Source organism: Nitrosospira sp. Nsp2 (assembly GCF_003050965.1).
GTDB lineage: Bacteria > Pseudomonadota > Gammaproteobacteria > Burkholderiales > Nitrosomonadaceae > Nitrosospira.
Genome location: NZ_QAOU01000007.1, coordinates 55,577 through 78,504 on the forward strand (window position 1 = coordinate 55,577; position 22,928 = coordinate 78,504).

The following is a 22,928-nucleotide window of genomic DNA, read 5'->3' on the forward strand; positions in this document are numbered from 1 at the left end:
GCACTCAGCGGTATTACTGCTGTTTATTTATCCATAATCCTCAACCAAAACGAATGCGTGCAGGAACCTCCATGAAGCAACTCAGCATATACCTGGTTATGATTCTGATGACGTTATGCTCGAACACCTTCGCGACAACTGAATGGGAAACCCTTAACCATGAGTTGGAAACGCTCTATCAGCAGGGTGATTACGGGCGTGCGACCGTGGTAGCGAAAAAGGCCTTACAGACAGCCGAGCAAACGCTGGATGCGAGTCATCCCGATATTGCCACCAGTTTAAACAGCCTGGCGCTGCTGTACAACGACCAGGCGCAATATGCGCAGGCCGAACCTCTACTCAAGCGTGCGCTGCCAATTTTTGAGAACGCAGTCGGTCAGGAAACGCCCGAGGTGGCGGCCACCTTGAACAACCTCGCAATGGTGTACAGGAAGCAGGGCCAGTATGCTCAGGCAGAACCCCTCTATAAGCGGGCGCTGGCAATTGACGAGAAAGTCCATGGACCCGACCACCCAAATGTCGCCATCAGTCTAAACAACCTGGCTCAGCTATATCAGGCGCAGGCGCAGTACGAACAGGCAGAGCCTTTACTCAAGCGTGCGCTGGAAATTCTCGAAAAAACCCTCGGGCCGAACCACCCGACCGTCGCCATGAGTCTCAACAACCTCGCGCTCCTTCACAATGCCCAAAAGCAGTATGCACAGGCTGAGCCTCTGTACAAGCGCGTTCTCGCTATTTCCAGGAAAACGTTCGGCCCGGACCATCCGAACGTGGCCTTGAGTTTGAACAATCTGGCAGGGTTATATAAGGATCAAGGCAAATATCCGCAGGCTGAGCCACTTTTCCGCCGGGCGGTGGCAATCTCCGAAAAGTCGCTCGGCCGGGATCATCCCAATGTCGCAACAAGCCTGGAAAACCTGGCCCAACTTTATCGGGATATCGGTCATGCTGATAAAGCTGAACCATTCGATAAACGCGCGGCGGCAATAAGGGCTGCCCAAAACTAAGCTGGTTTCGCAATCAGGACCTGGACGAATCCGGCAGGCGCCGGCCGGCGCCCGAAAGCCTAGGGCGACTATGCGGGATAGCGATCTTCCAAATTGCTTGGCGGCATTAGCTGCTCCCATTGCCCGTTAATCAAGCCCTGCAATGGGCGGAAAGCAGCCTTATAAGCCATCTTCCGGCTATCCTTGATCCAGTATCCCAGATAAAGATAAGGCAGTTTCAATGTCAGGCACAGTTGTGCTTGCCATAAAATATTGTAGGTACCGAAGCTCGCCCCCGGCACGTCCGGATCGAAAAAGGTATACACCGACGATATCCCGTCCGGCAGTTCATCAATAATGCTGATCATGCGCAACTGACCATTTTCGCGAAACTCGACCAGACGCGAGTTAACGTTACTCGGAAGCAAAAAATGCCGGTACTGCTCGCGGCTGTCACGGTCCATACCTCCCCCGGCGTGGCGTTTTGCCTGGTACCGCAGATAGAGTGAATAGTGATCCGGGTGATAATACAAGTCGTGTTGTGTCGCCACCAACTGCTGATGACGCTTCCATGAACGGCGCTGCGTACGACTGAGAGTCAGTCTGTCAGCCACTACCCGTACTGGCATGCAGGCGCGGCAGTTGTCGCAGTAGGGACGATAGGTAAAAGCGCCGCTACGCCGAAAACCCGCCTGTACCAACTCACCATAAACGCCAGTGTCGATCAGGTGGCTGGGAGTCGCTACCTGGGAGCGCGCCAACTGCTCCGGCAGATAGCTGCATGGATAAGACGCAGTTGTATAGAACTGTAGCGCCGAAGAAGGAAGATCATTTAACTTGCTCATGATCAAGACACCATTTTTCGCCTCGTTGAGGATAGTGTACCAATTCTTTTAATGTCTGACTAAATTCCTTCCGGGAAATTTCGCGCGCACCGAGAGAAGCGAGATGTTCTGTTTTCATCTGGCAGTCGATCATACCGAAGTCCAAACCCTGCAATTTTTTCACCAGGTGCACAAGCGCGATTTTAGAAGCGTCGGAAACGCGGGAAAACATCGACTCGCCGAAAAACATTTTTCCCAGGCCAACACCATATAAACCGCCCACCAGTTCGCCCCCTACCCAGGTTTCGACTGAATGGGCAAGACCCATTTCATGCAGCTCTCGGTATGCCGTAATCATTTGCGGGTGAATCCAGGTGCCAGTATGCCCCTGGCGCGGAGCAGCGCATGCCTCCATTACTTGTTTGAATGCGCTATCGGCCCGTATCTCATAGTTCTCTCTCTTTAGCACTTTCGCCAGCGATCGTGAAATCTTGAGTTCCTCGGGAAACAGCACCATGCGTGGATCGGGGCTCCACCATAGAATAGGCTCGCCTTCGTTGGACCATGGAAAAATGCCGCGGCGGTAGGCTTCGATTAACCTTGCAGGCGAGAGGTCCCCACCAACTGCCAGGAGGCCATTTGGTCTGGTGAGCGCGGCTTCTAGTGGAGGAAAGGGCGATTCGGGTCCAAGCCAGGGAATCATCTATACATCCTGAAACTCAAAAAGCGCTATTTTAAGGTCACAGGTCGCCGAGTTGCAGGACTATGGGAACAAGGGGCGATAATGCGTGGGATCGGGAACCTGAGCAGACTCAAATCCCGCTCGACGTATTCGGCATGAGTCACATATTCCGCACGCCCACCCGGCTTCGTCCGCCTGATAGCAGGATACCGTGACGCTATAATCCAGACCCAGCAAATTTCCCTGCTCGATTATTTGAGCCTTGGAAAGATTAAGGAGCGGCGCATGGATACGTAGCTTCGCGCCCTCTATCGCAGCTTTTGTGGCGAGGTTAGCCATGTTCTCGAACGCGGTGATGTATTCGGGTCGGCAATCGGGATAGCCGGAGTAATCCACGGCGTTGACCCCGATAAAAATATCAAGGCTCCGGAGCACTTCTGCCCAGGCGAGTGCGAGAGACAACATGATGGTGTTTCGGGCAGGCACGTACGTGACGGGTATGCCGGGTTTGATTCCCCCAGCCGGTATCGCAGTTGATAGATCGGTCAGAGCCGACCCGCCAAAGGTGGATAAGTCAACTTTGATGACCCTATGCTCGACCGCTCCGATTGAGTTGGCCAGCGCTGCGGCGGCTGCGAGTTCCGATACATGCCGCTGCCCGTAATCCACGCTTAGAGCGAAACACTCATGGCCCCTACTATGAGCAATGGCGAGCGCAGTCGCGGAGTCCAAACCGCCGGACAACAGCACGACCGCCTTAGCCATCAAATCCTTGCCAATACATCCTTCCTGTCGTCATCGCCCGGGTCCCTCGCCCCACAGCAATTTGTGCAACTGGACCTGCACCCGTACCGGCAGACGGTCACGCAAAACCCATTCAGCCAGCATGGCGGGGTCAAGTTTGCCATATACGGGCGAAAATAAAATCGGGCAAATCCGATCCAGCCGGCGCTCGCTCGTAACCTCGACCGCCCATTCGTAGTCGCTTTCATCGCAGAGCACAAACTTCACTTCATCATGGGGTGTCAGGTGATCGAGATTGGACCAGCGGTTCTTGTCCAGCTCGCCAGAACCTGGAGTCTTCAGATCGAGGATTCTGGAAACACGCACGTCCGCTTTAGATATATCCAAAGCGCCGCTGGTTTCGAGCGATACCGAATATCCAGCGTCGCACAACAGTCCGAGCAACATAGGGCATTCTCTTTGCGCCAGAGGCTCCCCGCCGGTCACGGTCACATGGTGGACGGCGTAACTTGCGATCTCCGCCATAATGGCGGAAATAGCTATAGGCCGGCCACCATAAAAAGCATACTCGGTATCGCAATAGACGCACCGCAATGGACAACCGGTGAGACGCACGAATACCGTCGGCAGCCCTACGCGGCTGGTCTCCCCCTGAAGCGAAAGAAAAATCTCGCTGACGCGTAGGGCGCGCTCCGGCGATGCAGAAGCTTGGTTTTCAGGCTGAGCGGAAGTTTGAACTATTTCTGGCAATGGCGTTAACAGCACGAATGTCAAGTAGAGGCATGTCCTTTTAAGTCCGTTGCGAGCGCGACCGGATCTCCGCAGGTTCCCCCGACACGCTACTTCAAATTGGCTAGGCGGCGCTTGGCTTTCTCGGCCGCCTCGCTTCCCGGATACTTGGCGATAAGGGTTTCGAGCGTTTTTTTGGCGGCAGCTTTTTTATTCGTTTCCTGGTGGCTGCTGGCAATATTGAGCATCGCGTCCGGAGCCTTGGCGCTGCCCGGATAATTGTTGAGTAATTTCTCCTGCGCAGTAATAGCGTTTTTGAAATCACGCAGGGCGTAATAAGAGTTACCGATCCAGTATTGAGCGCTCGGCACGAAATTTGATGCCGGGTAGCTCTTGATGAACTTGTTGAACTGAGAAATAGCGTCTTTGTATTTCCCGGCCTTGAACAGGCTGTAAGCCGCCTCATACGCCTGGTTCTCAGCGCTGTCAGCCGGCGCAGCGGCGCCCGAACTTGAGGCCGGTGCGGAAGAAGGAACGACAGCAACCGGAGCGGGGGCCATGGCGACGGTCCCTGCATCCGTTTCCGGTACGCTGCCGACATCAGTCGCTGAATGCGCGTCAGGCTCCTTCTCTTTATGTCCGGGTGCGGCAGATTCAGAACCCCCGGTTTCGCTGCGCTGTTCCAGTCGCCTCAACCGATCATCCAGATCAATATAAAAATCCTTCTGCCGCTTCTGTGTCAATTCGCTCTCATTGCCCAACACTTCGATCTGGCCCTGCAATTTGTTCAGCTCAAGCCTCAGAGCCTCGATCTGGTTATGCAGGTCCAACAGCGGTTGGCTGCTGAGTGCTTCATCCAGTTTAATAATACGGGCGTCAAGCGCCTGCACCTGGTTGCGCAAATCCGCGATCAGGGCCTGCTGCGAAGCGATCTGCTTGCGCGCTTCTTCGTCGTCGAACAGACCAGCGTAGCTCGCGTTACTACCGATCAGAACCAACAATAAAAAAGCGCGCAACCGCATCGTTACTCGCCCTGGTAGCGGATATCGACGCGGCGGTTTTCGGCCCAGGAGGCCTCATCGTGGCCTGTGCCGCGAGGTTTCTCCTCACCGAGACTGACGGATTCAATCTGAGATTCCTTGGCGCCCGACAGTGTCATTGCATATCTTACGGCATCGGCCCGACGCTGACCCAGCGCAAGGTTGTATTCCCGGCTGCCGCGCTCGTCGGTGTTACCCTGCAAAAGAACTCTGGCGTTTGGGTTGCTGCGAAGATACCCGGCATGCGCGCCCGCGAGCGATTTATATTCATCCTTTACAACGTAACTGTCGAAGTCGAAATAAACGCTCCGTCGGGACAGAATATTATTCGGATCCGTGAGTGGATTGAGACTCGGCGCGGCTTCCGTCGTCGCTCGAGGAGCTTCCGTCGCCGGTTTGCCGCCCACGGACTTGTCTTCGACATCCGCACCAGGCTTCGTGGTCTTGCTCGCGCACGCCGTCAAAAGACAGATCAATAACACGCCTACAACTTTTTTCATTTCATTTCCTTTCAGGTTGACTAAAAAATGCGGATGCTAGTTATGCGGCTTTCGCAAGGGTCCCCATGCCGGCTCTCTTATATCTCCAGCTTGCGTTGAAAGCTGTTGTCTTGTTTTGCCATCGCTGGAAACCGCGGATAATATACCACGGCCCTTTATTTCAGTTGCATACAGTACGATCCTGCCGTTGGGAGCAAAGCTTGGAGATTCGTCAAATTGTGAATCTGTAAGCAATTGCACCTGGCGGGTAGCCAGATCCTGTATCGCGACATTGTATCTGTCGCCGCTGCGATGGATAAACGTAAAGCTTCTTCCGTCAGGGCTGTAATGGGGACTGACGTTATAACTGCCCTCGAACGTAAGGCGTTCCGCTGACCTGGATGTGCCTTCAGTTACGGGCATGCGATAGATCTGTGGGCTGCCCCCGCGGTCGGAGGTAAAAATGATATAACGGCCGTCGGGAGAAAAACTTGGCTCGGTATCGATACCGGAACTTTGGCTCAGGCGCTGCAATCCCCCACCATCAACGTTAACCAGAAAAATCTGCGACCCCCCCATCAGTGATAACACCACGGCGAGCTTGGTGCCATCGGGCGACCATGCGGGGGCGCTGTTGCTGCCCCTGTAATTGGCGACCGCCTTGCGCGCGCGCGTTGCGAGGGTTTGCACGTATACCACCGGTTTCTTGTTTTCGAACGACACATAGGCCAACCGGGTGCCGTCCGGCGACCAGGAGGGGGATATTATCGGCTCGGTATATTCAATCACAGACTGGGCGTTATAGCCGTCCGCGTCCGCCACCTGCAACGAATATTTCTTTCCCTGCTTCACCACAAATGCAATACGCGTGCTGAACACGCCGGGGTCACCGGTCAGTTTTTCGTAAATCAAATCGGCTATGCGATGCGCGGCGGCGCGCAACTGTTCCGGGGCCACGGTCTCCGCATAGCTCGCCAGTTGCACCTGCTTGGCAACGTCCAGTAACTGGACCCTGATCGAGACTTGCCCCCCCGCCAGGGTGGTTGTGCTGCCAATAACCAGGGCCCCGGCGCCCCGGTTGATCCAGTCCGGATAACTCACCTCGACCGGTTCATGCGGCCTGAGACCACCCGGCTCAACCAGCTTGAATAATCCGCTGCGTTGCAAATCTGCCGCCACCACAGGGGTGATACCCTGCCGGAGTTTTTCTTCGGCGGCAAAGGGAACGATGGCGATTGGAATTTGAGTTGCTCCGCCGCCAAAAATCTCGATGTTGAGCGTGGCTTGAGCGGTTGCACCCGCCAACCACAGGAAAAGGACAGCGGCATAGCTTAAAAATCTGCGCAGGCGAATTTGCATCGATATGACCTTCAGGGAATTCGCGGGAGGACGTAAATTATACCAGTCATTCGTGGTAATGCACCTTGACGTTCAAATTGCGGAATTTGGAGAAGAGCGCGGGATCGGGCGGCAGCGGAAGTGGTTTGGACATGAAAATGCCGCGCTCCACGGCGCTGTCGAAGGCGGGATATCCGCTTGTCCTGCGCATTTTGACGTCAAGAATATCGCCCCCGGGAAGCAACGTAACGTCGAACTCCACGGCAGGGTTTCCCGGCAAATCGGGCGGCATGACGATGTTCCGTCTGATCTTTGCCATGATTTTGGCTTTGTACTCCGCCATCTCGTCCGCCAAACGCGACTGTGCCGCCGCCAGTTGCTGAAGCTTGTCGTTTGCTTCCTGCTCCCGTTGAAGCCGCTCGACCTCCGCGGCGATTCTTGTTTTCTGCTCTTTCTCCTTCTGCTCCTTCTCCCTCTCCTTCTGCTCTTTCTCTTTAAGTTCTTTCGCCTTTTCCTTCTCCGCCTGCTCCTTTAGCTCCTTCTGCTCTTTCTTGGACTGTTGCTTCTGCTCCACCGGTTTTTTCTCCGGTTTGGGTTTTTCAATTTTTTCCTTGATAGCAATATCCGGCTTTGCCGGAGGCGGAACCTCGGGCTTCGGTGGAGGCGGGAACGGCTTGGCTTCCTGAGGCGGTGGCGGCGACGGCGGGGGCGGCGGTGCTTTTACCTCCGGCTGAACGGGCAACGGGGGGGGCGGCAGGCTGCTCCACAACTCCACCGCCATGCCTTCCGGCGGAAATGTTTTCCAATTAAGGCCGAAAATCATGAACGCAAAAAAAACGATATGTACGAGTACTGCCAGCACGCCCGCTCGCAACCGTCCCGGCTCAAGATGCGTTGAATTGCGCAATGCGATGCCTGTCACGTCGGACCGTTCATTTCGGTCTGGCCAGCAGCCCCACCTTCTTCACCTGCTGCTGTTGCAGAATATCCATTACATTTATCACTTCTTCATAACGGACACTTTTATCCCCGGCAATTACCACCGGCTGCTCGGTGTTTACAGCCTGTTTCCGTTTGATGGCCTCGACCAGTTCATCCCGGCTGATTTTTCGCTCACCCCCGGCCACGGACCGGTCATGGAGTCTCAAACTGCCGTCCGCCTTGACGATGACTTCGAGCGGCGCGACGGGTGGCGCCAGAGATTTTCCGATCTGAGGCAATTCGATCTCGCCGGGGGTGATCAACGGCGCGGTAATCATGAAAATTATCAGCAGCACGAGCATTACGTCGATGTACGGAACGACGTTTATCTCGTTCATCAGGCGGCGTCTGCTGCGGCGCTCAGTCATTGCATTTGCCCCATGGCATCATCTTCATCCGGACGCTTGCCGCTGCAATACATTAGACAATTCTTCCATGAAACTCTCAAAACGGGTCGCGAGTCGATCTATGTTACTGGCGTAGCGGTTATAGGCGATCACCGCAGGAATGGCAGAAAACAATCCCATGGCAGTCGCGATCAGTGCCTCCGCTATGCCCGGCGCCACATGAGCGATAGTGGCTTGCGCAACGTTGGACAATCCACGGAAAGAATTCATAATCCCCCATACCGTGCCGAACAGGCCGACGTACGGGCTCACCGAGCCCACCGTTGCCAGAAACGAAAGATGGGACTCCAGGCTGTCCATTTCGCGCTGGTATGTGGCGCGCATAGCCCGACGCGTTCCGTCCATGACCACGCTGATATCCATGCCGGGCTGGCGCTTGTGTTTGATGAACTCGCGGAAACCCGCCTCGAAAATCCGTTCCATGCTGCCGGCGGTATGACGCGAAGCGGCCGCGCTTTGAAACAGCGCGTTGAGGTCGGGGCCTTTCCAGAAAACATTCTCGAATTCGTCGCTCTGCCGCATCGCCTCACGGATCACGAACAGCTTGCGAAAGATGAACCACCACGACAAAAATGAAGCCAGCAGCAGCAAGACCATGACCAGTTGCACCGGCAGGCTGGCGCTGCCAATGAGATGAAATAAGGACATGTCCTGCGTAACTGTTGGGCTCATGTCCGGGTTCCCAGTTTGTGGCGCAACGGCATGGGCACGCTCACGGGCCTGAGAGTTTCGGCCCCCACGCACACCGCCTCCACGGTAGCGTTGACCAGCAGCGTTGTCCCACGCAGCACATGCTGCGAAATAGTTATGCGGCTTCTGCCCAAGTCCGCCGCCTGCACGGTCACGTGCAGCAAATCATCCAGAAATGCGGGTTTGAAGTATTCAATACTGAGGGAACGAACCATGAAAATCACCTTGTGAACCTGAACCAATGAATTGATATCGAAGCCCAGGTCCCGCAACCATTCGTAGCGGGCGCGCTCCAGGAAATCGAGATATGTCGAATGATAAACCACTCCGCCTGCGTCGGTATCCTGATAATAGACACGCACGGGCAGAGCAAAATTTGGATAAGGCGCGGGATTATCCATCTATCTGAGGTATTGAACTTCTCGTGCAAAATCATCCGCACCGTGCGCGAGGGCATGCCCGAGCACGAGACTGGCCACAAAACAGATTGTCAGCGCAGGTTTCCTGTCTACCTGCTTGCATTCACTGCAATTTCCCGGGCTACTGGCTATCATCCCACAGCTCTCCACTCAACCCGTTTTTCGGCAGCGCGATGCCAAAATGCTGATAAGCCGTCTGTGTGGCCATGCGGCCACGAGGGGTACGTTTCATATATCCCTGCTGGATCAGATAGGGCTCCAGCACGTCCTCGATCGTGCCACGCTCTTCGCTGATAGCGGCGGCAAGGTTGTCCACCCCTACCGGACCGCCACCGAATTTTTCCATTACCGCCAGGAGCAGCTTTCTATCCATCACGTCCAGGCCAATGGAATCGACGTCCAGCATGAGCAATGCCGCGTCGGCCACTTGCCGGGTGATGCGACCGTCAGCCCTGACCTCAGCAAAATCACGCACGCGCCGTAGCAGTCGATTTACGATGCGGGGCGTTCCGCGCGAGCGGCGAGCGATTTCCAGGGCCCCATCCATGGACATTTCAGCACCTAACAATGCCGCCGACCGAGCCACGATCTTGGTCAGCTCCTCGACGGTATAAAACTCAAGGCGGGAAATAATGCCAAAACGGTCGCGCAAGGGATTGGTGAGCATACCCGCGCGGGTGGTAGCGCCGACCAGGGTGAACGGCGGCAGATCGAGCTTGACCGAACGCGCTGCAGGGCCCTCGCCGATCATAATATCGAGTTGGTAGTCCTCCAGCGCCGGATAAAGTATCTCCTCCACGATGGGGGAGAGGCGGTGGATTTCATCAATGAACAACACATCGTTGGGTTCGAGATTGGTCAGCAGGGCGGCGAGGTCGCCGGGACGCTCCAGCACTGGACCTGAAGTATGGCGCAGGCTAACACCCATTTCTCGCGCAATAATGTGGGCGAGGGTGGTCTTGCCTAAACCGGGCGGACCAAAGAGAAGTACGTGATCGAGCGCTTCCCGACGACGCCGCGCCGCCTCGATGAAAATCTGCAACTGCCCACGAATTTTTTCCTGACCGACGTATTCGGCTAAGAGCTTGGGACGCAGCGCTCGCTCAAGCTCCTCTTCCTTGTGAGAAACGGGCGTGGAGTTGATTAATCGATCGGTTTCAATCATTCAGTGCACATCCGATCCGCACGCCATCGATCGTCCTGATAAAACGGGAACTTGAAGTCGAGCTACCCGCTCGACACTCGGCCTGGCAATATTGCGCATGTTCCGGCCACTACTTTTCTTTAGAAAGGATTTTCAATGCCTGCCGTATGCCGTCGGTTACCGTCACGTCCGCGGGTAATTGCCTGATCGCCCAATTGGCCTCGCGGTCATTATACCCGAGAGACAACAGGGCATTAAGTACGTCGCTGCCGCTTGTCGCCACGCGCACGCCTCCCGCCGCCTCTGGTGCGCCCTCCATGCCAGAGCCGAGCTTGTCGCGCAACTCCAGCAATAAGCGTTCGGCCGTTTTTTTTCCAATGCCGGGAATTTTAATCAGCCGTCCGCTATCCTGCGCAGCCACCGCATGGTGCAGGTCGGCGACGCTCAAGCCGGACAGCAAGGCAAGGGCGGTCCTCGCCCCGACGCCCGAGATTTTCACCAGCTGGCGAAAAGCCGCCCGTTCCGCCTCAGTAGCGAAGCCAAAAAGCAGATGCACATCTTCACGCACGACAAGATGGGTATGAAGCACGATTTCGGCTCCGACGGAGGGCAGGTTATAGAATGTGCTCATCGGCACGTCGATCTCATAACCGACCCCACGCACGTCGACCAGCACCAAAGGCGGAATTTTTTCCAAAAGCAGCCCGGTTATTCTGCCGATCATACCAACCGCCCTCGCTTCATGCGATAACCCGCGGTGGATATGCCGCCCAGCCCCAGTCCACCATGGGCGTGGCATATCGCGCAGGCAAGGGCGTCGGCCGCGTCTGTGCTGGGGCTGCCGTCAAGCTGCAGCAGGCGCTTGACCATTTCCTGAACCTGCTCTTTTTTTGCATGACCCTTGCCGACCACTGCCTGCTTGACCTGCAACGCAGTATATTCGGCCACAATCAGGTTATTCAGCACCGCGGTGCAGATGGCCGCTCCGCGAGCCTGTCCCAGCATCAGCGTGGACCTTGGATTGACGTTGACGAATACTTGCTCCACCGCGACTTGGTCGGGCCGGTGTTCAGCGATGACCTCATTGAGATGATCCATGATGGACTTCAGACGCAAAGGCAGTTCACCAACTACTGTCTTGATACATCCGCTGCTGACGTAGGCGAGTTTGCCACCTGTTTTGTCGATGACTCCAAAACCTGTAATTCTCAAGCCGGGATCGATCCCAAGGATACGGATTTTCGGACACCTCAGGTAGCGAACCCGCGTTCGCGGGCACGGACATCAAGTAATAAAAAGACACGCATAGATTATTAAGAAGAAATTGGACTGGAAACTATCCATCGATTACCGCAGTCGTGTAAACCTCTTGGACATCGTCGATATTTTCCAGCGCATCGAGCAGTTTTTGCATTCTCGTCGCATCATCGCCGTCCAAAGCGGTCTCATTGACCGGCTTCATTGTCACTTCAGCCAACTCCGCTTTAAACCCGGCCGCCTCCAGCGCTTGGCGGATCGGGACAAATTCATACGGCGCGGTCACGACTTCGATACTGCCGTCATCGTGCGTGACGATGTCCTCAGCGCCAGCTTCCAGCGCTATTTCCATTAGCCTGTCTTCATCGGTGCCGGGCGCAAAAAGAAGTTCTCCGCAGTGCTTGAACAGAAACGCGACGGAGCCATCCGTGCCGAGATTACCACCGTACTTGGTAAAAGCATGGCGCACATCCGCAACGGTGCGAACGCGGTTGTCGGTCATGCAATCCACCAATACCGCCGCGCCGGCGGTCCCATAACCTTCGTACCGAATTTCTTCATAATTCACGCCCTCCAATCCACCGCTGCCACGCTTGATCGCGCGCTCTACGTTGTCCTTAGGCATATTCTGCTCATACGCCTTGTCAACTGCCAGGCGTAGCCGCGGGTTACTGTTGGTATCCCCCCCTCCGAGCCTGGCGGCGACGGTAATCTCCTTGATGAGCCGTGTAAAAATCTTGCCGCGCTTGGCGTCCTGCGCGGCTTTCTTGTGTTTGATGTTAGCCCACTTGCTGTGACCCGCCATGATAATGTGCCTTTTGCCCTCTTGTTGAGTAATGCAATGGTATCACCGCGTACCACGAGCATAAAGCTCAGAGCAGGGCATAGTCGCGGATATTGCAACGCTACGCAATGCCTGAAGCAGGAGAGTGGCCGTTACGGGGAGGGGGATGAAAGCCTGGCTTTGGCTGCCGTGAGGCGGCCGTTGTGAACATTGAAGGTGAGGATGAATGAAGCGAGGATTGAGTGCGCCAGCGGAGCCCTGTTCTGGCCCATTGGGAAGATGGGAAAAGCGATCTCCACCAGATCAGAATGACGTAACACCCTGGTTACTTTATCTTCACCCGTTACTTGATACTTCGTGCCCGTACGTTGTCCGACCCCTGTTACGCTAACGAGATCGACAGACAGGAATACGCTGGGCGGTGTACCAAAGTCGGGATCGGTAACCAGGACACTGGTTATGCGAGCGCGACCGGAAAGCGCAATGGATTCCAGATCGCCATGTGCGGTCCCAGAAATGGGAATAATGAGATCGGATGTGTCGCGATTTTGCCTGGCGGATGAATCGGCCAGAATCGGGGTGCTTGCCAATCCGGTCAGGAGAGTCAAGGATACTACAGCCGATCGCAGGCAATTAATGTTCATCATTCTCTCCTCGCTCCGGCCGGGGCCTCTCAACGCGCGGGGGGCGTTTCAGGGATTTCATCGAGGACGCTGCCGCATTTTCCCTTTCGCCACTTTCGTGAGCGACCGTTTGCGTCTCCAGGTACTGGATCAGCGTCTCAACATCTCCGTCACCCAGACGCAGGTTCGGCATCCGCACCCCCCTGTACCTGATGAACAGTTCCATGGCGATAGGGTCTTTTTCCGCCAGCATCTCTTCGGGTGTCTTGATAAAACGGGCGAGCCATGCCCGGTCCCGCACGCGTGCGACGCCAAGCAGATCCGGACCTAAACCGTCGCCCTGGCCAACAGTGTGGCATGCCGAGCAACGCGTTCGGAAGAGGTAGCTCCCGGCATCCAATCCTTGGATGGGACGTGCTGCACTGTAGCTCTTCCCCGTGCCTTGCGAGTTGTTCCAGTCGCTCAGAAAAGTACTGATCTTCGTAGCAAGAAACCGCGGATCGTCCACGGCGGAAAGACGCATCCACTGGCCTGTAGACGCTTCGCCAATCATGAGGCTGGGGAGATGCCCGTCACGGTCCGCGGAATCGTTGATCGACGACAGCCCAAGCTTTTTACTGATAAGCTTGATGTCAGCCTCATTGCCGGTAAGGAATAGCCAGCCTGGGCCGGCACCGAAGCTGTCCGCGTAAGCCTTGAGCACTTCGGCCGTGTCGTGCTCGGGGTCGATGCTGATTGAGTAAAAGAAGATATCCGTGCCTACACGGTCACCCAGCAACCGCTTCACCTGACCAAGTCGCGCAGTCTCAAGCGGACACCGATCTTTGCAATTGGTATAGATCAGGTTTATCACTACCGCCTTGTCCTTGAGGAGATCGTCATAGAAACGGATCACCTCGCCGTTCTGCGTAATCAGCGGAACATTGGGGAAATAATCCTCACCCCAACGGCTGCTGGCACCCGCGGTACCGGCAGCCAGAAGGACCGTTCCCGCGCCGAGCCACATTAATCGCCTAAACCTGCCAGATGATGTTTGGCTTCCCCGGAATCCACATCCGTTTCCATTCATATGACACCCGACTAGGTGGTTGCCCGGTCCACTCACCGATACGCGGTGGAAAGAATCTCAGTAGGGTCCTCGAACCTCACACCCTGCGGCGTGGGGATCGGGGTTGGCAGCGGCGTCAGGGAAGCGTTCCCGTCCCTGACCTCCCAACGTAGCAGCATGGCGTTGTCTTCGTGTGGCGAGTTATGGCAGTGCTCCATGAACATCCCGCCAAAATCCCGGAACTGGATGGTAAGCTTGACGCTTCCCCCGGGACGGAGGCGGTACACGTCCTTTCGTCCCCGTTCCCACGCCGGAACCTTGTTCGCGCTCCCATCGCGGGCGAGAATTTGCCCCTCTTCGAAATGGATATGAACCGGGTGATCCCAGCCCCCGCCGCTGTTTTTCAATGTCCAGATCTCCCTTGTTCCCAAGCGCGGCGCAGCGGAAATCCGGCCGAAGTCGGCGTTGAGCATGTCTTTACCATCGGTCCTAATTCCCCAAGGACCGAAGAATGACGAGACAGGGTCGTTAGTCGTCTGATCGGCGCCCCGTCCGAATTCGAATACCCGCTCCGCGGCAACTGGGATCTTGGACAGATCCGGATTGGGGCAGAGGACCGAAGGCACCTGGCTGACGTCGGGTTCGCTGGGATTGCGCGCGATGCGGAATTCCAGGAATTTCCCGACGCAGGGATCATGAGACGCACCGGACAGCGCCTCTTGCACCGACAGGTTCTCGTCCACCTTCTTGCCGTTCGAGTGCTCGGCCAGGTTCACCATCCAGACTTTATCGCCGACCTTGTAGCGCGAGAAATCGATAACAATGTCGTAGCGCTCTGCGGTACCCTGCTCGTCGAGGCGGGTGAGCGTCACCGGACTCGGCAACAGGTTCCCGTCGTTGGCAATCATGATCATGGGGGAGGAATCACTGAGCGCAATCTTTAAGAAACGGGAAATCCCGGCATTTAGGATGCGAAAGCGGTACTTCCGCCGCTCTACCTCGAAGTAGGGCTTGTACGCGAGGTTCACCGTCATCACGTCGCCAAGAACCCCGTCGAACTCGAAGATATCCATGGCGAGTTGCCCCTCCCGGTCCCAGGCCTTGTCTGCGATCATGAGGTTCACATCGTAGTCGAGATTTCCCCATGGCTTCGCGGTACCGCTGGGCAGCCTGAGATTCACGCCATCGTTAATGGCTTCGTTACCGCGATCCAGGCTGCTGTATAGGTTGAACATTCCGGCGTTTCCCTTGTACACGTTCTGCGCCGTGAAGCTGAACATATGGTCGTGAAACCAGTGGGTGCTCATCGTCTCGCGCCAGTCCCCCGGGTACTTCTCAATGCCACCCCCATCGGTCGGGCTCCCGCATCGCGGATCGGTGGCCTCCCGGTTAACGCTGAAGTAGCCACCATGGCAGATGGGGTAATGGTAGTCGTAGAATTGCCCCGGATAAAAAAAGGCGCCGGCAAACCCGTCGTTCTCCGCTCCATGATGCCCGTTATGCTCATGGGTTGAAAGCGTATGCCTGCCGAAACCACCATTGTGGCGGCGGTTGAGAGGCAATCTGTTATGGTGCCGAAAAATGATGGACTCATGGCAACGGCCGATCAGAAGCTTGGGCGGCAACGTTCCATTGAACGTCCAGACCTTTAGCGCCCCCTGTTGGGGAAGACTGGGATGGAAAGCGGGACGGAGCGGCGCAACTGCGTCGATACCGGAATTGAGGCTCGAAGGGACGCCCGGATTGTACCCGGTGTTGACCTTGGCACCCTCCTGGGTAACCTCCACCACCACCTTGGGCGGAAACTCGTTCCACTGCTGGTGCGCCCAGATTGGACCGGGAGGCCGACCTTCAATGGGCCCAGTACCGCCGCCCAGTTCCGCGAACACAGGCTGCTGAGTGGTATTCGCCTCAATCGTCGGATCGGGTCCCGGACGGCCCGCAAATGTCGGGAGTGGATTCATCACTCCCGTCCCCGGCGTGTATGGCTTTCGAGGCAGAACGTCGAAGCGAGGCATGGGCTGCGTGAAGGCCTGAACTCCGAACATGGGGCTGGGTGGCATTCCCGTCGGGATCTCGTCCCCCGCGTAAGCACTCTTCGCGTAAGGGCTCAGGCCATGGATCGGTACAAGCAAGCCGCCAGTTGTGATAAGCCCCCATTTGATAAAGTCGCGTCGTGTGACCTGACCCTGGGAATATGCTTGAATCATCTGCGCGCGATTGCCACGCGCGTTCTCGGCCTCCCTTATACGGGCCTTGGATGCGTTCCACCGGAGATACATTTTAACGTCCTCTTCTTATTTGCCAGCAAAACCGCCCCAATAGGAGTCGAAGTGGCAGTGAAATACTCGCAATTAGGAAGGGGTTATTCTGTTCGGCGGCGAACAGACTTATATTTTCTTAAGGGTTAAAGAATCCGAGGACTGCTGAGGTGGGAAGTGCGATCTATCACTATTCATGCGGGCCAGCGATAAGGCCTAGCGTCGATTGGCTGGGGCCTGCTCGAAAGGATGTTGGATAAAAGCCGGGCACTGCCGGTAGCCATGGTAACACCATAGCGGTAATGACCGCTATTGAGATAGAGGTTCGAGATAACAGGATGACGATCGATAATCGGCACATTGCCAGGTGATCCGGGACGTAAACCTGCCCAATGGACCGCCACCATTTCCGGGGATAATTCAGGCACGAGCGCGCGGGCCTTTGCGAGCAGCATTTCACGCGCCTCGGCAGTCGGGCATTTATCGAACCCGACATCCTCCAGGGTACTGCCCGCCAGCACAAATCCGTCTCGCCGGGGGATTAGATAAAATTTATCCGGTTCCTGTAATACGATCGCGTTTAACAGGCCCGGTTGGGCCTTGAAAAGCAGGATCTGGCCGCGCACCGGCCAGATGTCGAGCTTTAGGGCGTGTTCACGCAAAAGCCGGCGGCTCCACGCCCCCGCGGCAACGATGTAATTGGTCGCGGCGTATTCCTTTCCCTGACTCGTGCCGACTGATTGAATCCGGCCTTGGGCTATATTCCAGCGAGCGACCTCCGTGTGCTCGACGATGTCGCCTCCACGCAGTTCCACCCCCCTGATCAGCGCTTGTAACAAGCGGGGATTGCGCACCTGACAAACGTCAGGCAGCCAAAGTGCGGGTTCGTCGCGAGAAAGCGCCGGCGCGATTTTGTGAGAACGAACCCTGTTCAGGGAAAAACCAAACCGAGCGCACCAGACTTCCGCTGCATGGAGACGAGCCTTCTCCAGACGCGCCTCTGCTTCGCCTGATTGGCCATTCAGCACCAGCATGCCACTGGCCTGATACTCCGGATCGATCGCCGTCTCCGTCCGTAAGGCATCGATAAATGCTGGATATAGCCGGTTGCTCAACCGCGTCAGCAGCGTGACAGGATCAGGGTAATCCCAGGGCAATAGCGGTGAAAGGATTCCGGCGCCCGCCCAGGATGACTCCTGTCCACAGCGATCACGTTCCAGTAACGTTACGGTCGCCCCCTGCCGCAACAATTCATGGGCGGTGGTCAAGCCGGCAATTCCGCCGCCGATGATGAGAACGTCGCTCAAAAATTAATCCTTCGCATCATCGGCAGTTTAAATTAATTTTTATGCCGAAGCAGGACAAGCTGGCAGTCATTCTGCAGCCCAGCTCAGTCCAAAAAACTTTATATCCGAGGGGTGAGCCGGTATAATGCACGTCCCGTGGGAATCAGTGGGTCGTTAGCTCAGCCGGTAGAGCAGCGGACTTTTAATCCGTTGGTCGCCAGTTCGAATCTGGCACGGCCTACCATAATTTCAACTAGTTAGGTTCATCACCAGCTGTTTTTGTTATTCATTGCTACCCTATTGCGAACTTATAGCCGAGCTAGACGAGATTAATCAACGGTTAAGTCAACAGTAGACCACTAGAGGCGCGAAAAGCAATAGTCATTTGTCGGTTTCGCATCCCCCGCCTCTTCCCTCAGATCGTTCGCTTTAAATCTCTCCTTCGACCGGCTCGCGTTCCAGACTTTCCTGCAAAAAGACGAGGTAATCAAACTGCCTCAAGGTATCGCAAGAACAGGCTGAAGAAGGACTGTTGTACATTCAGTGCAGAGAAGCTTGTATATATCCTCACGCGCGTCACTCCGCCCCGCCGCAATACGCCTGGGTGCATGATCGCTGGCTCCCGGTGGTGACTGCCGAACACTAGGAAAGTATATACAAGGAATGTTTGCTACCCTACCCAACTACGTCATGCTGGATCTGGAGACCACCGGCGCGACTCCGCTATATGATCGCATTACCGAGATCGCCCTGATCCGGTTTGAATACGGCGTGGAAACTGAGCGCTGGCAGACGCTGGTCAACCCCGGCATCAGTATCCCGCCCTTCATAACCCACTTGACCGGCATTACCAACGAAATGGTAAAGGATGCACCGACCTTCGAGGAGGTTGCACCTACCTTATATGGCTATATCGAAGGAGCGGTACTGGCAGCGCATAACGTGCGGTTCGATCATGGCTTCCTGAAGAGCGAATTCAACCGCCTGGGTGCGGTGCTGCGACAAAAGGTCATGTGCACGGTGAAGCTGTCGCGCAAGCTCTATCCCGAGCATAGAGGGCATGGGCTAGATGCAATCATGCAGCGGCATGGGCTCAGGACTGATGCGCGCCACCGGGCAATGGGCGATGTCGAGGTCGTGGTGGCTTATCTTGACTTGGCCAGGCGCGAACTAGGAGAAGCCCGTGTGCTTGAGGCTGTGGCATCCCTAGTCAAGGGACCAAGTCTACCCGCTGGCCTCGATCCCACGTTCCTGGATGAGATACCTGACAGTCCCGGCGTCTATCTCTTCCATGGGGAAAACGATTTGCCGCTCTATATTGGCAAGAGTGTCACCCTGCGCTCACGAGTGATGTCCCATTTCAGCGGAGATCATGCTTCGAGCCGCGCAATGCGCATCGGACAACAGGTTCGCCGCGTTGAATGGATGGAGACTGCAGGAGAGTTGGGCGCACTGCTGCTTGAATCGAGGTTGATCAAGGAGCGCCAACCCGTGCACAACCGACTGCTGCGCGCATCCTCCAGTCTATTCTCTCTTAGTCTGGCAGGCGGTCTCAACCATATATCGCTCGTGAATATTGTAGACAAGGATGAGATCCACCCCGAAGTCTTCGAATATCTGTACGGCTTCTTTCGTTCAAGAAAGGCGGCCACTGAAATGCTGCGCGGCCTGGCAAAAGAACATGGACTGTGCCCGCGCACGATTGGCATAGAAAGCGGTAAAGGTGCGTGCTTTGCTCATCAGGTCAAATGCTGTGATGGCGTATGTGCAGGTAAAGAAAACCCTGAGCTGCACTACCTGCGCCTGAAACAGGCATTAACTCCTCACCAGCTGAAGACCTGGCCGTATCCGGGCAGGATTGGAATTCGCGAACACGATAAGGAGTCAGGTCGCACACAGGTTCACGTTTTTGACAGCTGGTGCCATATTGCAACAGTGGAAGACGAAAGCGCGCTTGAAGAGGTGCGGGAGACGCGCTCATCGTTGAGTTTCGATCTGGACACCTACAAGCTGTTGCTGAAACACCTGAAAAAAAACGTTTCCGTTATCCCTCTATAGGAATAGAACTCGAGACCCCAAACGAAGGACCAAGAGTACCTGTTCGATTTCGAGGACACTATTGTGCCGTAACGTACCGCTAGCAGAACGCTCCCGACAGCGCGTTATTTCTAATGATACCGACTTTAGGCGTATGCAATTGGGGTCCCTCTATTAAGCGATACTCGGGATTCTCTGCCTTGTAATGATCACGGGTTTCTGGATGAATACGGAAGCAGCGTTAGCGAACGGCTCTGCTTGCGTAGCCGGCATGGCGGCATGAGGTCTGTTCTCCCGACGTCGAAGCTCCTTTTGACAATTCAGGCACCGCCATCTACATTGAAACAACGAAACCTTTAAATTTCAGCTCTTGCCGGAGAAGCGCCATGCAAAGAACTCATTGCCTTAAAGTCCGCAGAGTCCGCAGCTTTGTCACAGCATTCCTGAGTATGAGCCTTGGCCTTGTAGCGCCTGTTTTCGCTACCGAGGTCCCCATCATCGTAAATCCGGATGGTAAGCTGACCTACATTGGTGCTTCGGTCGGCGATGGCAACTGGGACAACTGGGCCGTAGGCATCAACGATAAGGGGCAGGTGGTCGGATATCCTAACATCGGAGACGCTTATGCGGATTCCTACATCACCGGTCCAGCCGGAGTGGGAAATAGTTATCTCGGTACGTTGGGGGGGAACTACAATTTCGCCGGCGGAGTGAACAATACCGGACAGGTGGTAGGAGCCTCGACCTTAACTCTATCCGGAACTGGAAGCGATCCATACCATGCCTATATCACCGGCCCCAACGGTGTGGGAATGAAAGATCTGGGTACCCTGGGCGGGGATAGTAGTTCCGCTAGTACCATAAACGATGCCGGTCGGGTGGCAGGATCTTCTACCGTCGCGGACGGTTCTACGCATGCTTTCATCACGGGCCCCAATGGCGTAGGGATGACCGATTTGGGTATGCTAAGTCGGGGTTACATCACTGACATTAACGCAGCCGGGCAGGTAGTAGGATATTCAGAGACGGGAAACGGCCTTTCACGCGCCTTCATTTCGGGCCCCAATGGCGTGGGCAGGACCGACCTCGGTTCGCTGGGTGGGAATAGCACTGTCGCCACTGCCGTCAACGACGCTGGCCAGGTAGCAGGATACTCCAGCCTGACGGACGGTTCTACGCATGCGTTCCTCACCGGTCCCAATGGCGTTGGCATGACCGATCTCGGTGCACTGGGGGGAAATAGCACTTTCGCTAGTGCCATTAACGACGCCGGCCAGGTGGTAGGGCATTCTGGCCTGGATTATGGTTCTTCTCACGCCTTTATCACCGGCCCCAATGGCGTCGGGATGACCGATCTCCAGCCTTTGCTGGCTCCGCATGGGGTATTTTCGAGCCATGCTGTCGGAATTAATAATCTGGGCCAAGTGATCGTCAACACGAGCTTAGTCCCCGAGCCCTCCTCCTATGTCCTGATGCTGGCCGGTCTGGGCCTTCTGATAGGCTATATGTCGCGTTGTCGCCCCATTGCTTAGCCGGACACACCCCTCCGGAGGTCACGAGCGGAATGCCTTTGTCAGCTTTTTTAGCGCGTGACGTTCTCTCCCGGGCAGAATCAAAGACCCACGCTAAGCACTCCGATAGAAAAGAAGATCATCTCTGAGCCCTTACCTGACTTTACTATTCCCGCGCGGTAACGTTCGTATCGCCGCACGACGAGTATTTCCTTGCGCGTGTTTGGTGCGACAACGTACGGAACAACTCTAGAGCTAGCGTACCATTTCAAAACAGCAATTTTGCTGGATTGAAAAACGGGACGGCCATGAAAAATACCTTCGCTTTAAAAAATATTACTCGATCTATCATGATTGCCAGCGTGATGTTTGGGGTAACAGGCGTTGTTCACGCCCAAAGCAGCGCCGCAAAAAAGCCAAACAGTTCTACCTCCAACCCGGGTTCGCACGCGTACGGAAAAGACCAATCAAAGGACTATGCAAAGTCACAGGGGTCAGGCTTCCACGCGTACGGAAAAGACCAATCAAAGGACTACGCAAAGTCACAGGGGTCAGGCTTCCACACGTACGGAAAAGACCAATCAAAGGATTATGCAAAGTCACAAGAGTCAGCCGGCTCCACCGGTCAGGCTACCGGGATGGGATCGAGCTCCTCGCAGGGCTCCAGCACCTCTGGAACATCGGCAGGATCAGGAGGCTATTAGCCACGGACTTCTTCTTTAAGATCAGTCACGCAAGGCAGGCAGCCAATGATCCGGTGTTCCGGAGATCTGCGGAAACCGGATCAGATCTTGCCCATTGTTAGCGGCTCTTAGCGGGCTAAAGTCGCTGTTTAAAAGCCTATTATTTCCAGGTCGACCTAAGAAGGCTGCGCTTGGTAGCACGTTCGTCGAAGCTGTTTTCCGTAGACCGAGTGCGCAGCGCAAGCAGTTGCTCACCAAGTAGCTCGGCGCCCGATCCGGCATCACTTGGCTAGAACTGGGTAAAGGATACTGTTATGGTCCACGGCATCTGTTCTCCTGAGATAGAGTCTAAAAATTAAGTCGCGCGCTAGTCGCGTCGTGCTTTAACACGTTACCGGTTCATCTCGCTTCTAGCGCGATCCCGACCGCTGACCAGTGCCGGCCCCTACTCGTTTCTCTAGTGCCGCAACTTTGAATCTTGCGCCTGCCCTTGTCCAAAGAAAAGGAGCAGTAGCTGAACATGAACGGATGAGATCTAAACCGTTTCAACTCCTAGCGTGACCGTCGCGCGTGCATTGTCCCTCCCAAAATGAAGGGTTGTAAAAAGGTTTCCCCGTGATTCCTACCCCAGATTTAACAGGTTTTTACGTCGCTATTTGCCGGAACATCTCCATCTGACCCGGAATAGACTCGACTTGCTTTCGAGTTCACCACTATTGATGAATCTCCGGGAGCCTCGGGCCCGGTACCGGAGGCTTCGACGCACCCAATGGAACGTGCGTCACGTCTTTAAAAGAGAAATTTTCATAATCCCGCCGAAAGCGGAGGCTGTAAAGCTTAATCCGATCGCGATTGCACGTTGACAAGCCTGCGCAGAGCGTTTACGGATGAGGTGATTCGGAAGCAAGCTATGGTCAAGTCGGGCCGTCATTCCTCCACACGCGCTGCCAAAACCTGCCGGGCGCTTCGTACTGT

At 55.5% G+C, this 22,928-nt stretch carries 23 protein-coding genes and 1 tRNA gene; 5 read left to right on the plus strand and 19 right to left on the minus strand.

Going from position 1 to position 22,928, the window contains the following annotated elements; translation table 11 throughout:
- Positions 1-71: 71 nt before the first annotated feature.
- Positions 72-1,007, plus strand: coding sequence for a tetratricopeptide repeat protein (locus C8R31_RS13515; RefSeq protein ID WP_107694603.1), 936 nt, complete (start codon positions 72-74; stop codon positions 1,005-1,007).
- Between the two features lie 68 nt (positions 1,008-1,075).
- Here the strand turns inward: C8R31_RS13515 and C8R31_RS13520 are convergent, their stop codons facing one another.
- The 19 genes from C8R31_RS13520 to thiO form a co-directional block, all read right to left on the minus strand.
- Positions 1,076-1,831 (minus strand): arginyltransferase, encoded by a 756-nt coding sequence (locus C8R31_RS13520; protein WP_107694604.1) that lies wholly within the window; start codon positions 1,829-1,831, stop codon positions 1,076-1,078.
- Positions 1,815-2,513, minus strand: coding sequence for a leucyl/phenylalanyl-tRNA--protein transferase (gene aat, locus C8R31_RS13525; protein ID WP_107694605.1), 699 nt, complete (start codon positions 2,511-2,513; stop codon positions 1,815-1,817). The genes C8R31_RS13520 and aat overlap by 17 nt, the downstream gene beginning before the upstream one ends.
- Positions 2,514-2,573: 60 nt before the next feature.
- Positions 2,574-3,257, minus strand: a complete 684-nt coding sequence (gene queC / locus C8R31_RS13530) for a 7-cyano-7-deazaguanine synthase QueC (protein ID WP_107694606.1) — start codon at positions 3,255-3,257, stop codon at positions 2,574-2,576.
- Between the two features lie 30 nt (positions 3,258-3,287).
- Positions 3,288-3,977 carry a 7-carboxy-7-deazaguanine synthase QueE gene (gene queE, locus C8R31_RS13535; RefSeq protein WP_107694673.1) on the minus strand — a complete coding sequence of 230 codons (690 nt, stop codon included), beginning with the start codon at positions 3,975-3,977 and terminating at the stop codon, positions 3,288-3,290.
- 98 nt (positions 3,978-4,075) lie between these two features.
- Positions 4,076-4,987, minus strand: a complete 912-nt coding sequence (gene ybgF, locus C8R31_RS13540) for a tol-pal system protein YbgF (protein WP_107694607.1) — start codon at positions 4,985-4,987, stop codon at positions 4,076-4,078.
- A gap of 2 nt (positions 4,988-4,989) precedes the next feature.
- Entirely contained in the window at positions 4,990-5,505 is a 516-nt protein-coding gene (gene pal / locus C8R31_RS13545) for a peptidoglycan-associated lipoprotein Pal (RefSeq protein WP_107694608.1), read from the minus strand.
- A gap of 36 nt (positions 5,506-5,541) precedes the next feature.
- Positions 5,542-6,843 carry a Tol-Pal system beta propeller repeat protein TolB gene (gene tolB, locus C8R31_RS13550; RefSeq protein ID WP_107694609.1) on the minus strand — a complete coding sequence of 434 codons (1,302 nt, stop codon included), beginning with the start codon at positions 6,841-6,843 and terminating at the stop codon, positions 5,542-5,544.
- A gap of 46 nt (positions 6,844-6,889) precedes the next feature.
- On the minus strand, positions 6,890-7,744 hold the full coding sequence (tolA, locus tag C8R31_RS13555; RefSeq protein ID WP_258192713.1) for a cell envelope integrity protein TolA: 855 nt from the start codon (positions 7,742-7,744) through the stop codon (positions 6,890-6,892).
- A 10-nt stretch (positions 7,745-7,754) separates the two neighbouring features.
- Entirely contained in the window at positions 7,755-8,171 is a 417-nt protein-coding gene (tolR, locus tag C8R31_RS13560; protein ID WP_107694610.1) for a protein TolR, read from the minus strand.
- A 24-nt stretch (positions 8,172-8,195) separates the two neighbouring features.
- Complete coding sequence (gene tolQ / locus C8R31_RS13565) at positions 8,196-8,882, minus strand: protein TolQ (protein WP_107694611.1); 687 nt, start codon at positions 8,880-8,882, stop codon at positions 8,196-8,198.
- Positions 8,879-9,301, minus strand: coding sequence for a tol-pal system-associated acyl-CoA thioesterase (ybgC, locus tag C8R31_RS13570; RefSeq protein WP_107694612.1), 423 nt, complete (start codon positions 9,299-9,301; stop codon positions 8,879-8,881). The genes tolQ and ybgC overlap by 4 nt, the downstream gene beginning before the upstream one ends.
- A gap of 139 nt (positions 9,302-9,440) precedes the next feature.
- Positions 9,441-10,484 carry a Holliday junction branch migration DNA helicase RuvB gene (gene ruvB / locus C8R31_RS13575; protein WP_107694613.1) on the minus strand — a complete coding sequence of 348 codons (1,044 nt, stop codon included), beginning with the start codon at positions 10,482-10,484 and terminating at the stop codon, positions 9,441-9,443.
- A gap of 109 nt (positions 10,485-10,593) precedes the next feature.
- Positions 10,594-11,187: a Holliday junction branch migration protein RuvA gene (ruvA, locus tag C8R31_RS13580; RefSeq protein ID WP_107694614.1), complete on the minus strand. Its 594-nt coding sequence runs from the start codon at positions 11,185-11,187 to the stop codon at positions 10,594-10,596.
- A complete protein-coding gene (gene ruvC / locus C8R31_RS13585) occupies positions 11,184-11,702 on the minus strand; it encodes a crossover junction endodeoxyribonuclease RuvC (protein ID WP_107694615.1) in 519 nt (172 codons plus the stop codon). Before ruvC ends, ruvA begins: the two co-directional genes overlap by 4 nt.
- A gap of 97 nt (positions 11,703-11,799) precedes the next feature.
- A complete protein-coding gene (locus C8R31_RS13590; protein WP_107694616.1) occupies positions 11,800-12,525 on the minus strand; it encodes a YebC/PmpR family DNA-binding transcriptional regulator in 726 nt (241 codons plus the stop codon).
- Positions 12,526-12,656: 131 nt separating this feature from the next.
- On the minus strand, positions 12,657-13,151 hold the full coding sequence (locus C8R31_RS13595; RefSeq protein WP_146164603.1) for a hypothetical protein: 495 nt from the start codon (positions 13,149-13,151) through the stop codon (positions 12,657-12,659).
- The gene (locus C8R31_RS13600) at positions 13,138-14,133 is read right to left on the minus strand and encodes an SCO family protein (protein WP_107694618.1); all 996 of its coding nucleotides are present in this window, start codon (positions 14,131-14,133) and stop codon (positions 13,138-13,140) included. Before C8R31_RS13600 ends, C8R31_RS13595 begins: the two co-directional genes overlap by 14 nt.
- A gap of 95 nt (positions 14,134-14,228) precedes the next feature.
- Entirely contained in the window at positions 14,229-16,457 is a 2,229-nt protein-coding gene (locus tag C8R31_RS13605; protein WP_107694619.1) for a multicopper oxidase family protein, read from the minus strand.
- Between the two features lie 173 nt (positions 16,458-16,630).
- Complete coding sequence (gene thiO / locus C8R31_RS13610; protein WP_107694620.1) at positions 16,631-17,743, minus strand: glycine oxidase ThiO; 1,113 nt, start codon at positions 17,741-17,743, stop codon at positions 16,631-16,633.
- A 147-nt stretch (positions 17,744-17,890) separates the two neighbouring features.
- Between thiO and C8R31_RS13615 the strand changes: the two genes are divergently transcribed.
- The 4 genes from C8R31_RS13615 to C8R31_RS13630 all read left to right on the plus strand — a co-directional run bounded on the left by C8R31_RS13615 (position 17,891) and on the right by C8R31_RS13630 (position 21,974).
- A tRNA-Lys gene (locus C8R31_RS13615) sits at positions 17,891-17,966 on the plus strand.
- Between the two features lie 419 nt (positions 17,967-18,385).
- Complete coding sequence (locus C8R31_RS13620) at positions 18,386-19,780, plus strand: exonuclease domain-containing protein (protein ID WP_107694621.1); 1,395 nt, start codon at positions 18,386-18,388, stop codon at positions 19,778-19,780.
- Between the two features lie 365 nt (positions 19,781-20,145).
- Positions 20,146-21,291, plus strand: coding sequence for an HAF repeat-containing PEP-CTERM protein (locus tag C8R31_RS13625; protein ID WP_107694622.1), 1,146 nt, complete (start codon positions 20,146-20,148; stop codon positions 21,289-21,291).
- A 287-nt stretch (positions 21,292-21,578) separates the two neighbouring features.
- Positions 21,579-21,974, plus strand: coding sequence for a hypothetical protein (locus C8R31_RS13630; protein WP_107694623.1), 396 nt, complete (start codon positions 21,579-21,581; stop codon positions 21,972-21,974).
- Positions 21,975-22,928: the final 954 nt, after the last annotated feature.